General features: G+C 29.7%; 12 protein-coding genes. 9 read left to right on the forward strand and 3 right to left on the reverse strand.

The window, feature by feature from the left end:
• The first annotated feature begins 351 nt into the window (after positions 1-351).
• The 3 genes from RR561_RS00690 (at position 352) to RR561_RS00700 (ending at position 3,652) form a co-directional block, all read left to right on the forward strand.
• A complete protein-coding gene (locus RR561_RS00690) occupies positions 352-1,608 on the forward strand; it encodes an Nramp family divalent metal transporter (protein ID WP_332505510.1) in 1,257 nt (418 codons plus the stop codon).
• A gap of 155 nt (positions 1,609-1,763) precedes the next feature.
• Positions 1,764-2,252: a MarR family transcriptional regulator gene (locus tag RR561_RS00695; RefSeq protein WP_332505511.1), complete on the forward strand. Its 489-nt coding sequence runs from the start codon at positions 1,764-1,766 to the stop codon at positions 2,250-2,252.
• A 149-nt stretch (positions 2,253-2,401) separates the two neighbouring features.
• On the forward strand, positions 2,402-3,652 hold the full coding sequence (locus RR561_RS00700; protein ID WP_332505512.1) for an MFS transporter: 1,251 nt from the start codon (positions 2,402-2,404) through the stop codon (positions 3,650-3,652).
• A gap of 158 nt (positions 3,653-3,810) precedes the next feature.
• Here the strand turns inward: RR561_RS00700 and RR561_RS00705 are convergent, their stop codons facing one another.
• The gene (locus RR561_RS00705; RefSeq protein WP_332505513.1) at positions 3,811-4,083 is read right to left on the reverse strand and encodes a GNAT family N-acetyltransferase; all 273 of its coding nucleotides are present in this window, start codon (positions 4,081-4,083) and stop codon (positions 3,811-3,813) included.
• 92 nt (positions 4,084-4,175) lie between these two features.
• Positions 4,176-4,697, reverse strand: a complete 522-nt coding sequence (locus RR561_RS00710; protein ID WP_332505514.1) for an ECF transporter S component — start codon at positions 4,695-4,697, stop codon at positions 4,176-4,178.
• 209 nt (positions 4,698-4,906) lie between these two features.
• Here RR561_RS00710 and RR561_RS00715 point away from each other — a divergent pair, with 209 nt between their 5' ends.
• From RR561_RS00715 to RR561_RS00725, 3 genes are all read left to right on the forward strand, one after another.
• Positions 4,907-5,656, forward strand: coding sequence for a DeoR/GlpR family DNA-binding transcription regulator (locus tag RR561_RS00715; protein WP_332505515.1), 750 nt, complete (start codon positions 4,907-4,909; stop codon positions 5,654-5,656).
• Positions 5,657-6,060: 404 nt separating this feature from the next.
• Positions 6,061-6,972 (forward strand): 1-phosphofructokinase, encoded by a 912-nt coding sequence (pfkB, locus tag RR561_RS00720; RefSeq protein WP_332505516.1) that lies wholly within the window; start codon positions 6,061-6,063, stop codon positions 6,970-6,972.
• 29 nt (positions 6,973-7,001) lie between these two features.
• Positions 7,002-8,918: a PTS fructose transporter subunit IIABC gene (locus RR561_RS00725; RefSeq protein WP_332505517.1), complete on the forward strand. Its 1,917-nt coding sequence runs from the start codon at positions 7,002-7,004 to the stop codon at positions 8,916-8,918.
• A 91-nt stretch (positions 8,919-9,009) separates the two neighbouring features.
• Here RR561_RS00725 and RR561_RS00730 read toward each other — a convergent pair whose 3' ends face one another.
• Positions 9,010-9,642 carry a DUF421 domain-containing protein gene (locus RR561_RS00730; protein WP_332505518.1) on the reverse strand — a complete coding sequence of 211 codons (633 nt, stop codon included), beginning with the start codon at positions 9,640-9,642 and terminating at the stop codon, positions 9,010-9,012.
• Between the two features lie 312 nt (positions 9,643-9,954).
• On the opposite strand from RR561_RS00730, the gene RR561_RS00735 reads away from it, so the two are divergent.
• From RR561_RS00735 to RR561_RS00745, 3 genes are all read left to right on the forward strand, one after another.
• Positions 9,955-10,377 (forward strand): hypothetical protein, encoded by a 423-nt coding sequence (locus tag RR561_RS00735; RefSeq protein WP_332505519.1) that lies wholly within the window; start codon positions 9,955-9,957, stop codon positions 10,375-10,377.
• A gap of 46 nt (positions 10,378-10,423) precedes the next feature.
• Entirely contained in the window at positions 10,424-11,419 is a 996-nt protein-coding gene (locus RR561_RS00740) for an asparaginase (protein WP_332505520.1), read from the forward strand.
• 500 nt (positions 11,420-11,919) lie between these two features.
• The gene (locus RR561_RS00745; RefSeq protein ID WP_332505521.1) at positions 11,920-14,115 is read left to right on the forward strand and encodes an HIRAN domain-containing protein; all 2,196 of its coding nucleotides are present in this window, start codon (positions 11,920-11,922) and stop codon (positions 14,113-14,115) included.
• Positions 14,116-14,150 lie beyond the last annotated feature (35 nt).

The following is a 14,150-nucleotide window of genomic DNA, read 5'->3' on the forward strand; positions in this document are numbered from 1 at the left end:
GAATAAAAATAATTAGTAAAAATGATAAAATCAAAAGAAATTAATAAAAATAAAAACAAACAAAACAAATAAAACAAAGCAGTTAATAAAAACAATATAAGCACTATAAGCAAATTAAATTAGTAAAAGCAATAGCTGCTTTATATAGCTAATATATAAAGAATAATTCGATTTTGATAAAAAAAGTTTTCGAAAAATTTCTAATTATCTTCTATTGATTAGAAATCTTTTTATAGGGTATCTTTCATAAGGAATAAGTTTGTTATTGATTAATCATAGATATTTATTGTTAGAATTAATATCTATAGCGTATAAATAAAAATTTAATATGGGAGGAGGAATATATATTAGATGGATCTTTTTGGGAAATTTAAAACTAAAACACATAAACCTGTAAAGGGAATTAAAAACTTTCTAAAATATGTGGGACCAGGGTTATTAGTTACCGTTGGATTTATTGATCCAGGAAACTGGGCATCAAATATATCTTCAGGAGCTGACTATGGGTATGCTCTGCTTTGGATGGTAACATTATCGACAATAATGTTGATTGTCCTTCAGCACAATGCAGCACATTTGGGAATTGTAACGGGTGACTGTCTCTCAGAGGCAGCTACCAAAAATTTATCTAAAAAAGTTTCAATTCCAGTATTGATTACATCTCTTCTTGCTGTAGTTGCAACTACTATGGCTGAAGTATTGGGAGGAGCCATCGCTCTTAAGATGTTATTTCATCTTCCAATAAAAATAGGGGCAATTTTAGTATCTTTAGTTGTTTTAGCAATGATGTTTTCGCACTCTTATGCAAAATTGGAAAGATATATAATTGGATTTGTATCACTAATTGGTATATCATTTATAATTGAACTGATGTTGGTACCAGTTGATTGGAGTGCTGCAGCAAAGGGATGGGTTACTGTTTCATTGCCTAAGGGTTCAATACCAATTGTAATGGCAGTACTTGGTGCGGTAGTAATGCCTCATAATTTATTTTTACACTCTGAAGTAATACAGTCTAGAGAGTTTAATAAAGAAGATGAAAAAGTAATAAAAAAGCAACTGAAATATGAATTTATGGATACTTTATTTTCTATGATTGTAGGTTGGGGTATAAATTCAGCGATGATAATACTTGCAGCTGCAACGTTTTTTAAGCATGGAGTAGCTGTATCTGAACTTGAGAGTGCACAAAGGCTCCTAGTTCCTATGCTTGGTAATATGGCTTCGGTAATATTTGCACTAGCTTTATTATTTGCAGGTATATCTTCCACAATGACGGCTTTGATGGCTGGTGGATCAATATTTGCAGGAATGTTTAATGAACCATATGACATAAAAGATTTTCATAGTAAATTTGCTGTAGTTATGACGTTGATAATATCTACAATAATAATATTCTTTGTATCAGATCCTTTTGAAGGATTGATATATTCGCAGATGTTATTATCAATACAGCTACCAATAACGGTATTTTTACAGATATATTTGACATCATCTGAAAAAATTATGGGTAAGTATAAAAATACATTATTTACAAAGGCATTATTGATTATAATTGCTATTATATTGACGGTATTAAATGTAATGCTTTTTAGAGAATTATTATAGAATTGATAATAAAAAAGAAACTGTTTTTTACAGTTTCTTTTTTTATATATTGTAAAAAGTACATTATTAAGTTAAAATAATAAAATGACATATTGACATAAATTAAATAAAGAGCTATACTGATTTTACTTTATTGATAGTTGGGAGGGAAAGTTTTGGATAAAAAAGAACTGATTATGTTAGAACTTTGGAATCTATTTAATAAAAGATCTTGGCTAGATGGCGTCAAAATGAAAAAGAATCTTAGTGGATATTATGAATCTGAAATACATTGTGTTAATTACATAGCTAAAAATACAGATGCCAATGTAAAAGAACTTGCAGAAGCATTTAATATGACAACAAGTGCGATAAGTAAACTCACAAAAAAAATGATAAAAAAAGAATTAATTGAAAGCTATCAAAAGACAGATAATAAAAAAGAAATTTATTTTAGATTGACTGAAAAAGGAAAAGAAATTGACAGTATACATGAGAAGCTCCATAAAGAGTATGATGATAGAGATAAAGTTGTATTTGATCAGATAACGCAAGAGCAGTATGATTCAATTCTCAGTTTCGCAAGATTATACAATGAACATTTAGATAAAGAGATTAAAAAAGTAGATATAAAAAATTCTATAAAAGGTCCAGATACACTATAGAATTTTTACCATATACTTATATTTAAAAAACACAGGATAAATTTATTATACCTGTGTTTTTATATGCTGAAAAAATTGTTGACAAGGACGCAATATGATGTTATTCTCTTTATTACGTCTTAAGACGCAAAAAGAGGAGGTTATAATTTATGCAAAGTAAAACAATTTTATCAAAGGATTTTATTCTTATTGTGTTAGGACAAATTATTTCAGTTTTTGGTAATCAAATATTGAGGTATGTTCTTCCACTATATCTACTAATTAAAACGGGATCATCTGCTATATTTGGAACAATCACTGCGTCTTCATTTATTCCGATGATTGTACTTTTCCCAATTGGGGGGGTAATAGCGGATCGTTTAAACAAAAAAAACATAATGGTTATTTTGGATTTTTTGACAGGAATCTTGGTATGTGCATTTTATTTTTTACAAAATAGACTGGATATTGTTCCACTTATAGCGGTTACAATGATTATTTTGTATGGTATACAGGGTATATATCAACCTGCAGTAAAATCAAGCATACCAATACTTATAGATGAGAAAAATATAATGCAAGCAAATTCAATTGTTGACGTTATCAACTCATTGGCAAGCATGGCAGGTCCGGTAATTGGAGGGATTTTATTTTCTTTTTTGGGAATAGAATTTATTTTATATATAAGTATTGCTTGTTTTATTCTTTCTGCAATAATGGAAATGTTTATATGTATTGATCAAGAAAAAATACAAACTGAAAAAAATATTATTTATACAGTGAAAAATGATCTTAAGGAAAGCTTTACATTTATGTTTAAAACTAAACCGATTTTATGGAAAATATCATTGATTTATTCATCAGTTAATCTTTTTTTAGTTTCTCTGATATTGATAGCTTTACCTGTTTTGATTATACAACATTTAGGTTTTGATGGTAGTGTAGCCAATAGATTATACGGATATGCGCAAGGTATAATTGCCATAGGAGCTATATTAGGAGGTGTATTTGCGGGAGTATTTTCAAATAAATTAAACGCTAGTAAGGGTAGATTTATATTATATGGTTGCTCATTGTCAGTTTTCATAGGAGGTGTAGCGATTCAAACATTAAATGCAAGTATGAATATATATATTGTACTGGTAATAGGGTGTGGATTATTGGTATTTTTGTCAACTTTATTTCAGATACAGCTTATGTCTTATATTCAAATTTTAACTCCCAAAAATTTGATAGGAAAGGTAATGTCTTGTGTTATTTGCGTTTGTATGTGTACAGCTCCAATTGGACAGTTTATTTATGGATTTGTATTTGATTATATAAATAATTATTATTTACCATTTTATATTGCATCATTTATTGTTTTTGGGATAGGATTTTTGAGTAGATCTGTCTTTAGCAAGCTAGAAAATTCAATTTAGATAATAAATAGTAATGGGAAATAATTGTTAGGTAAATCGATATTACAGGACTCTTTATAAATTTAAATTACTTTTGAAGCAAAAAATAATATTGATGATTACTATATAAAAAGAGACTGCAAAAGCAGCCTCTTTTTGTTTAGATATTTATGTAAATTTTAAAGATATAGATGAGATTTTTCTGGATGCTTATCTGCCCATACTCTTGCATAGCTACAATCCAGATATGTTTTCCAATTATTTTTTTCAATTATATCAATAGCGTCATCCATTAGTTTGCCTGCAATTCCCTGTCCTCTAAGAGAGGATGATACATAGGTAGAATCTATATTTACAACACCATCTTCTACCATAGGAAAGCTTATCTGAGCTATTATACGTCCATCATCATCTACTGAATATATTCTGTGTTCTTCGTATTTAAAATCCATAATCAAACCTCCTTAATAATTTGTTATCTTTATTATAGCATATTAATTGTAATAAAAATTTAAAAATATCAAATTTTAAGAAAATTCAGTATCTATTTTTTACTTCCTTCCAAAGAACGCTTGACTCCTGTGTATATAAGAAGAGAAGTGACTATTCCAAAAGTTGCCTGAAGTGAGTTAGCTGGAACGGCAGCGATAGATGTTTGAATTCCATACATAAATATTTCACCAATGAAATAACATGATACCATAACAATTCCACCTACAATGGCTCCAGTTACTTTACCTTTTTTACCAGATATTTTCTCTGCAATAAGACCACAGAGATAACCTTCTAAGCCCTTTGCAACAATAGTAATGGGTGCATATACAGCATATCCTAGTATAATATCTGCAAGTGCAGATCCAGCTCCACCAATAATACCACCATGTTTCTTACCCAGATAAAGCCCAGAAAATAATACTACTGTATCTCCCATATTGACGTATCCGTGGGCACCTACAACAGGTATCTGGACAATCATGGTCATAATAGTAGTTAGAGCCATTAAAATTCCACATAGAACAAAATCTTTTGTTTGAAACTTATTTGCTTCATAAGTATGACTACTCATAGTCTACCTCCAATTTTAATTAATAATATAGTTTTTTCTTTAACTATACTATATTACAAATAGGTACAATAATCAATTTGTATCGTAATAAAAAAATGATTGTATCGGTTCATTGTTGGTAAAATGAAATAAAATGTTTCTTTGTAAAACAAAAATGTTAAAAAGTAATGTATAATGAATATAATAGTTTGTTTAAAAGGAGGTTCTAAATGTTAACAGAAGAACGTTTTAAATATATTTTGGATAAAGTAAAAATTAAAGGTACCGTAAAGTTAAAGGATTTAGTATCAGAGCTAGATGTTAGTGAGTCGACTATTAGAAGAGATCTTGACGAATTGGAAGAAAAGGGACTTGTCAAAAGAGTTCATGGTGGTGCGGTAGGAACGCAAAGCAATTTTACATCTGACAATACAATTACAGAGAGAATAACACAGTATTCATCTGAAAAGAAAAGGATTGCAAAGTACTGTTCCGATTTTATAGAAGATGGAGATTTTATATATCTTGATTCAGGAACGACTACTTATGAATTGATACCATATTTGAAAGATAAAAATGTAATAGTAGTAACTAATGGTGTATACAATGTAGAGAGGCTATTGGAATATAATGTAAAAACATATATTTTAGGCGGTGGAATTAAAGAAATTACCAAAACAGTTGTTGGTGAACAAGCGCTAAAACAAATAGAAGATTTTAGATTTAATAAGGCTTTTATAGGGGCAAATGGAGTTACATTTAATGCAGCGATTACAACTCCAGATATTAGTGAAGCGATATTAAAAAGAGAAGCTATATCAAGATCAGAAGAAGCTTTTGTATTGGTGGATTCAAGTAAATTTGGAAAGGTATCTTTTTCTAAAATCTGTGATTTAGAAGATGTTTCAATAGTAACAGATGCGGATAAAGATAATATGGATGAAGATATATTGAATGCCACTAGTGTAAGTCTAGTATAATTAGTATGTATTTGAAAGTTAAGATATTTTAAGCTGCTTGATAGGGTTTAAAATAGAAAAAAATGAATGAATTAATATAATAAAAAGCAAAATAATTAATACTAATGAAAGTAAAACTAAGATGAGAATAAAAGAGTAGCTATTAACTAATGGCTACTCTTTTGATTTTTTGTATTTTTGAAAGCTATATTTTTTATTTGAGAAGCAGTATATGAAAGAAAATGATAGGATATGTTATAAAATCAGTCAAAAATGAAAGAAAATGATTGAATAATGATAAAAGAAATGCTATAATCAAATCAATAAATATAATGATTAAAAAGGGGTAGTTATAGTTATAAGAGAGGTTTTGATAGATGCTTTATGAAAGAATAAATAAATGTGTTTTGAAAGGTGGGAAAACGATGATATATACTGTAACTCTTAATCCTTCAATAGATTATATAGTACATGTAGATAAGTTTAGGGAAGGAAACTTAAATAGGTCTACAAAAGATTATATAAATATAGGTGGAAAAGGAATAATGGTTTCTAAACTTTTAAAAAATATTGGGATTGATAATACAGCTCTCGGATTTTTAGGTGGTTTTACAGGAAATCATATTAAAGAATGGTTTAGAGAGAATAATTTCTCGGAAAATTTTATAGAAGTTCAAGAAAACACAAGAATTAATGTAAAGTTAAAGTCAGGTGAAGAAAGTGAGATAAATGGTAGAGGTCCTTTTATTTCAAACTATGAAAAAGAAAAATTTATTAAAAGCATAGGAGAAATAAAAAAGGGGGATACCATTATCGTATCAGGAAGTAATGCTCCAGGTCTTGATGAAAGTATATTTTTTGAAATAATAAAGGAATGTAGAAAAAAAGATGCAGACTTTGTAATAGATACAACGGGAAAGGCTTTGCTTGATTCAATTAAAAAAGCTCCTTTGCTTATAAAGCCAAATATAGATGAGTTTGGAGATTTGTTTGGAAAAAAATTCAACAATAAAAAAGAATTACTACCATATGCAAAAGAATGTTTAGATATGGGAGCAAAAAATGTAATTGTTTCTCTAGGTAAGGATGGTGCAGTATTCTTTGACAAAGAAGCTTGCTACTATGCACAGAGAATAGATGGAGAGTTGGTGAATTCTGTTGGAGCAGGAGATTCCATGATAGCAGGCTTTGTAGCAAGTATAAAGGGTGGTAAATCGTCACTTGAAAGCTTTAAATATTCAGTAGCGTGTGGAACTGCCACAGCCTTCTCTCAAGATATAGCAAGTGAGGAAAAGATTGAAGAGATACTTAAAAAAGTAAAAATAGAAAAAATATAAAGTAATTGTATTTGGAAAGGAAGATTGTCATGAAAATTTCTGACTTACTAAAAAAAGAACTTATGATTATGGATCTTAGTGCAAAAACTAAACAAGAGGCAATTGAAGAGATGATTGCTAAGCTAAAAGAAAAAAATATGATAAATGATGTTGATACTTTTAGGAAGGAAATAATGAATCGAGAAGAGCTATCCTCTACTGGTCTTGGAGATGGAATAGCAATGCCACATGCAAAGACTAGTGCAGTGAATACTCCTTGTGTATTGTTTGCAAGAAGTAAGGACGGGATAGACTATGAATCTCTAGATGGAGAACCTACCTATTTGTTCTTTATGATAGCAGCAGAAGAAGGAGCGAATAATACTCATATAGAAACACTTGCAAATCTTTCAAGATTATTATTGAAGCCAAACTTTATTGAAAAGTTGAAAAATGCTAAAACAGAGGATGAAGTATTAGAAATTGTGGCAATAGGCGAAGAAGAAAATAAGGAAAAAGAAAAAAAGAGAGAAGAAAAAAAGAATGAAGAAATGAAAAAAGAAGGAGTAAGTGCAACCTCAGAAAAACCGCTGATAGTAGCTGTAACTGCTTGTCCAACTGGTATAGCACATACCTATATGGCAGAAGATGCATTAAAGGAAAAGGCAGAACAGCTAGGTATAGATATCAGGGTAGAGACAAATGGAAGTGATGGAGCCAAAAATGTATTGACATCAAAAGAAATTCAAAGGGCGGAAGGCGTAATAATATCTGCAGATAAAAATGTGGAGATGGCACGATTTGATGGAAAAAGATTGATCAAAACACCAGTCAGTGAAGCTATACGAAATCCAGAAAAGTTGATAAATAAAACTTTAAATGGCGAGGGAAAGATATATCACTCAGATGAGAAATCAAGTGGAGATGATGAAGAAGAAAAGTTATCTATAGGAAGTAAAGTATACAAAGATGTTATGAATGGTGTAAGCCATATGCTCCCATTCGTAGTTGGTGGAGGTATATTGATAGCGATATCTTTCATGGCAGAGCAAGCCTTTGGATCAAACAGTGAAATCTTTAAATTTTTACAGGAGATAGGTGGAAACGGCGCATTTTCATTTCTAATCCCTATTCTTGCAGGATACATCGCTATGAGTGTGGCAGATAGACCTGCTTTGATGCCTGGTATGGTAGGTGGACTGATGGCAGTTCATACTGGGTCAGGATTTATTGGTGGTCTTGCTGCAGGTTTTATAGCAGGTTATGTAATATTATTATTGAAGAAAATGACAGCAGGAATGCCCAAATCACTAGAGGGTGTAAAGCCTATGATAATATTTCCAATATTTGGCTTGCTGATTACAGGTGCAATAATGTATTTTGCTATTAATCCAGTCTTTTCTGGAATTAATAAATCTATGAATAATGCACTTACTAATCTTGGTACAGGAAATGCAGTGATGTTAGGGGCGCTACTTGGAGGTATGATGGCAGTAGATATGGGTGGTCCAGTAAACAAGGCAGCATACACATTTGCTATAAGTGTATTCACATCTACTCAACAAGGCTATTTGATGGCAGCTGTAATGGCTGGTGGTATGGTTCCACCTTTAGCAATAGCACTTGCTACTACATTATTTAAAAATAAATTTACAGAAAAAGAAAGACACTCAGGTCTTACAAACTGGATACTGGGACTTACTTTTATAACTGAGGGTGCAATACCTTTTGCAGCAGCAGAGCCATTAAAGGTAATAGGAAGTTCTATTGCAGGTGCGGCAATAGCAGGTGGTCTCACTCAGCTATGGCATGTAAATGCTCCAGCTCCTCATGGTGGAATATTGGTATCATTTGTAATGGAGCCACATCATGTATTATTTTTCTTATTATCAATAGCTATAGGAACAATAATTTCAGGTATGATCTACGGATTCTGGAGAAAACCTCTAGAAAGCAATCAAAATTAAAAATATAATAAAAAAGCAGTTCAATATTGAACTGCTTTTTTATTGGCAAATATGTTTAAATTATCTTTGCACTGTATAGGTACTTAAATAATCAATATTTATATAAAATCAATCTTTCATTGAGATATTCTCCATAGAAAATCTCATCAATAGAATCAAAACCTTGATGTCTAATTTCATCTTCCAACCATTCCTTAGATTTGTTTAATCGAAATAAATCTAAGTAGTTGATTTGTCCATCTTCTATTAAAACCCATCCTATATTATCATCACTTTTCATAATAGTGGTCAATTGGCCATTTGGCTCTAACCAAATCGTTTTAACTTCAGTTATACTATGAATCCCCTTTTGATGAAGCTTTGACATTATATCATCTAAATTGATTTTATTTTTTTTGAATTTCTCTGTTAAAAATTCATTTGATTCCATTAGCAAAGTAGGGTGACCCTTTATTGCTCTTTTTGCTCGGAGATTTCTTTGTGTTATAAAATTTACAAGTAACATTAGGCTAGTCCAAATAATTATAGCCATAAAAAATTTGTAAAATTCTAAATCAAGGTTATATATTATTCCCCCAAGTATACCACCGAGTATATAATTACCGATTTGATCAACAGCAGACTGTGGTGATAGTTGCATACGTCCAAGTAGATTCATATATATTATTAGTGCAAGAAGCCCAATGGCAAGCCTTAGTGTCATTTTTATAAAGATAGATACCATAATAATTATTCCCCCAAAAATTATTTTAATAAATTTCAAAACCAATTAATGAATTTCAAAACCAAAAAGATTATTATTTTATGGTAATATATAATATTATAAATATCAAGCATGAAAAATGAATAAATAACTCAATCATTTAAGAGTGAAAATGAGAATAAATATTTGGAAAAATTAATCTAAAGCTATAGATTAACTGTACTAAATAATAGGAAATAAGAAATTAAAATAAAAATAACAAAGCAAGTCAAAAAGAGTAAGTTCTGTGATATAATCAAAAAAGTATGTAATTTTAAATGAAGGAGAATGATTATGAGATGGGTAAGCGATAAAGTTGATTTTAAGAGCAGTATTGTATTTAGTATTGCTATTTTAGGATTTGGCTTCATAATAAAGGGAATTGTAGACATTATAAAGTCTATGTTAAAGTTGAATTTTACAAATTGGACTAGTGTAGTTACTAGAGGGTACTTTTTTACAATTGCGGTAGTTATTGTAGGAACAATATTTATATTTTATAAGATGTATACTGAACCAGAGGCTAAAAATCAGGAGGAAAGCAATAGAAGGCAGTTATTTTATAAAATGATAATGCTATTAATGTTACTTGCTACTATGCTTTCTTATTCAAAACCAGTATTTACAGTAGTGTTATTTACAACGTCATCAATAAATCTTATTATGTTAGGATTTATTATAGCAGTAACATTTAAATTCTTAAAGAAGAGACTTTAAATAAGTAATAAAAATATAACTTAAATGAACGAAAGAAGGGAAATAAATGAAAAAGATTTTGCTAATTGCAACAGGAGGAACTATAGCCTCTAAGCCAACAGATGTAGGCTTGGTACCAAGTATCACAAGTGATGAAATCTTGGCTTTGGCACCACGTATAGCAGAGTTATGTGAAGTAAGTACAATACAATTAATGAATATTGACAGTAGCAATATGAGTCCAAATGGTTGGATAAAAATAGCAAATTGTATAAAAGAAAACTATAAAAAATATGATGGTTTTGTTATTACACATGGAACAGATACCCTATCATATGCTGCATCTGCACTTTCATATCTAATACAGAATTCACCGAAACCTGTAGTAATGACAGGGTCACAGAAATCAATATATCTGGAAGATACAGATGCGAGAAAGAATTTGTATGATGCTTTCACATATGCATGTGACGATAGAGCTTGTGGTGTGCATGTGGTATTTGATGCAAAAGTAATAGTTGGGACTCGTGCTAGAAAGACTAGAACTCACAGTTACAATGCATTTGATAGTGTTGACTATCCTATGACTGCTATAGTATTTAACGGAAGAGTTATCTACTATATTGAAGAAAGAATAAGTGGGGAGCTTATGTTTTTTGATGAATTAAATACAAATGTCAATATATTAAAATTGGTTCCTGGAATTAGCCCAGAGATATTTGAATTTATAGGTAAAGCTTCTGATGTATTAATAATTGAAGGATTCGGAGTAGGTGGTATACCTTGTTATGATGGAGACAATGCTCTAGTAGAAAAATTGCAAGAGTTAAAGGCAGAAGGAAAAATAATAGTTCTTTCTACTTCTGTACCTCATGAAGGAAGTAATATGGAAGTATATCAGGTAGGATATGAGATTAAGGGAAATCTTCACCTTCTTGAAAACTACAATATGACAACAGAATCTACTGTTTGTAAGATGATGTGGATCACAGCCATAACAAAAGATCCAAAAGAAGTTGAAGAAATGTTTTATCTTCCAATAGCTCATGATATTGTATATTAGATAAGAAAAAAGCATAGATTTTGTATAGAAATTGAATATATGAAAAATAAAAAGGAGTATTATTAATTTTAAAATTAATAATACTCCTTTTGAATAAAAAACCATTTAATGAGATGAATAAAAGCGGATATAATGATTTAAAATTTATTTATGAAATAGTTGAAGTAATACTTGTGTAAAAAATGAATTATGTCATAGAATATATTTAAAAAACACTATGACAAACTATTAAATAATTATTATTACACATGATAAAAAACTGCTAAATCATGCTGACAGAGTTATTAGAATCAAGTATAGCAGGATTGTTTGATTCAAAGTCAAATCTATATTGATGTAATATTCTAAAAAATATGTTAATATATATATATGTACTAGTATATATTCCTTTTTAGTACGTACTAAAAAGGAATATATTTTTATTCAAAATGAAGCTAGATTATATATATTTTAGCAAAATTGAATGATGTATAGATAATTTTTTAGAAGAAGGTGATACGATGTCAGAAAGTATATACAATGAAATACGAAGCGCATTTCAAGAATTCAATGAGCTCCCTTACCAGTTTCAGCTACTTCCTATGGCGGGAAAAGAAGAAGTAGATTATATGTTGTGGAGTGAAGAAATTCTGTCAAATGAAGACAAGGAAAGACTTTCTATCGCCGCTCTTAACAAGATGAAGGAATTAATAGATAATGATAAGACTGAGATAAATCTATTGATGTATCTTAGAGAAAATCCACTACACGAGTATTTATATGCTTTTACAGATTTATTAAGAGCCTATATAGAAGAAGAATTTTTTCAAACAGATGAAATATATAATTTTGGCATAAAGCTAGCAACACAGAGCATATATGACGATATGGTAAAGCTTGGAATTATAATTCTTGGAAATTTTGAAAATGATTATACTAAAAGAGTGCTCTTGACTTTGGGATATCACAGTGAGTTTACTTTGTATGTGTTAGAGGCTATAAGTAGATTTTCGAATTTCAACCATATTGCATTTGATTTATTACAAAATACAGATGGTTATGGAAGATTATGTTCTTTAATAAAATTTAAACCAGTAAAGGAAGAACAGAAAAAATTATTGGTTGAAGAAATTGTAGAGTCAACTACTTGTGTAAAGAGAGATTGTAGTTTATTTATAGTAACAAATACACTTTTAGAGGATTATATAGACAATATAATCATAGATAGTAACAATTTTACTCGTATATCGTATCTTTTGGCTTATTCATCATTTGAAGCTAATTTTAAGATGTTTAAGGTCAGTAAACATTTAATAGAAAAGTATCTATTTAGTGCTTATAAATACGCAAAGAGTTATATAGATTTTGCTGCAATAGCTATAATTAAGTCTAACATAGCAACCGATTGGAGAGATTCTGTTGAAGCAGATGAAAGAGAGAATGGTTGGTCTATGAGCATTGAAAAATCTATGGAAAGAAATTGTGAAGACTTAATAAGAAAGTTTGATTATGAAAGCATAATAACAGAGGAATTGATAAACAACAATAGTTTTGAAGTAGAAGATGCAAGTATGATGTTGTACTTGCTAAAAGAACTTCAATTTTCATATGACTATACTGTGGACTCGAGAATATTTGAAATGATGTTTAGCAGAATGCCATTTTATTTTGATATGATAGAGTATTTCCTTATAAATAATGAAAATACTTACTATAAAGATATATATAATTTTATAATAGATATGGTTCCAGAAGAGGTATTTACTGAAAGTAGAAATATGGATGATCCCAGTGTGAAATATCTTCCAGATGTGTGGATAGTATACCTTTTACAGGCATTTAAAAATGCTAGGGATTATAATGAAGGATTTTTTATTAGATGTTTGTTTGCAAGATTCAAGGATGTAAGGATAAAAGCTGCAACTGTTCTTAAGTACTTCAGGGAAGATTGGAGCGACAAAGTAGTTATAGCTCTAAAGGATATGATAAAGGATGAACCAGATAAAGATTTAGTAAAATATATTCAAAAAATGTTGATAAAGTTTAAGTTTTTCAACATAGAGGATATAGATTCTTCTACAAAAGAGCTAACAGGTTCAAACTCTTCAAAGTTATCTATAGATGATGTAGATATAGTGAATTTAACAGAAGATGGAAATGTTATAGGTGTAGAAATTGATGATAAGGGTAAAATTTTAGAACTTAAAAATAGAGGTAAAAATAAAGAAGGAAAAAATAAAGAAAATATTTCTGATTATGAGAAAGAGGATAATAAGGAAAAATCAACAGAGGATAAAAACACTAAAGAAAATATAAAAAAAAACCCAAAAAATACTAGACATATAGCTGATGGAGAGACCATTCTTTTAAAGAAACAAAGATACGTAGATGTATTTACTGATTTTGAGATATCAAATGATGATATAAGGATACTATTATCAAATCTAAAGGGAGTGGAAGATAGGGATCTATCAGTTGTTGAAGGCAGTATGAAAAAGGGTGATATTCTTTATTTAAAGGCTGATCCGAATGATATCTATGAAAAAAATACGGTCTTACTTTGTAGTTCAAATGGCTATGTGGTTGGATATATATCCAAAGTTCATGGTGAGGTATTGTATCCTTTATTAAAGGATAGAAGTAGTAAGATATATGCTATTCTCAAGGATGATATAAATGCTTATAAGCCTAGAGTAGATATATATCTGCACGTATAGTGGGGTTATTTGGTGTTATAGATTTTATCCAATAA

The sequence above is a fragment of the Peptostreptococcus sp. genome, from assembly GCF_036639115.1.
GTDB lineage: Bacteria > Bacillota > Clostridia > Peptostreptococcales > Peptostreptococcaceae > Peptostreptococcus.

What these genes read in the sequence shown, in the direction of transcription:
- RR561_RS00690 (WP_332505510.1), top strand. Translation starts at nt 352, where the DNA reads ATGGATCTTTTTGGGAAATTTAAAACTAAAACACATAAACCTGTAAAG.
- RR561_RS00700 (WP_332505512.1), top strand. Translation starts at nt 2,402, where the DNA reads ATGCAAAGTAAAACAATTTTATCAAAGGATTTTATTCTTATTGTGTTA.
- RR561_RS00705 (WP_332505513.1), bottom strand. Translation starts at nt 4,083, where the DNA reads ATGGATTTTAAATACGAAGAACACAGAATATATTCAGTAGATGATGAT.
- RR561_RS00710 (WP_332505514.1), bottom strand. Translation starts at nt 4,697, where the DNA reads ATGAGTAGTCATACTTATGAAGCAAATAAGTTTCAAACAAAAGATTTT.
- RR561_RS00715 (WP_332505515.1), top strand. Translation starts at nt 4,907, where the DNA reads ATGTTAACAGAAGAACGTTTTAAATATATTTTGGATAAAGTAAAAATT.
- pfkB (WP_332505516.1), top strand. Translation starts at nt 6,061, where the DNA reads ATGATATATACTGTAACTCTTAATCCTTCAATAGATTATATAGTACAT.
- RR561_RS00725 (WP_332505517.1), top strand. Translation starts at nt 7,002, where the DNA reads ATGAAAATTTCTGACTTACTAAAAAAAGAACTTATGATTATGGATCTT.
- RR561_RS00730 (WP_332505518.1), bottom strand. Translation starts at nt 9,642, where the DNA reads ATGGTATCTATCTTTATAAAAATGACACTAAGGCTTGCCATTGGGCTT.
- RR561_RS00735 (WP_332505519.1), top strand. Translation starts at nt 9,955, where the DNA reads ATGAGATGGGTAAGCGATAAAGTTGATTTTAAGAGCAGTATTGTATTT.
- RR561_RS00740 (WP_332505520.1), top strand. Translation starts at nt 10,424, where the DNA reads ATGAAAAAGATTTTGCTAATTGCAACAGGAGGAACTATAGCCTCTAAG.
- RR561_RS00745 (WP_332505521.1), top strand. Translation starts at nt 11,920, where the DNA reads ATGTCAGAAAGTATATACAATGAAATACGAAGCGCATTTCAAGAATTC.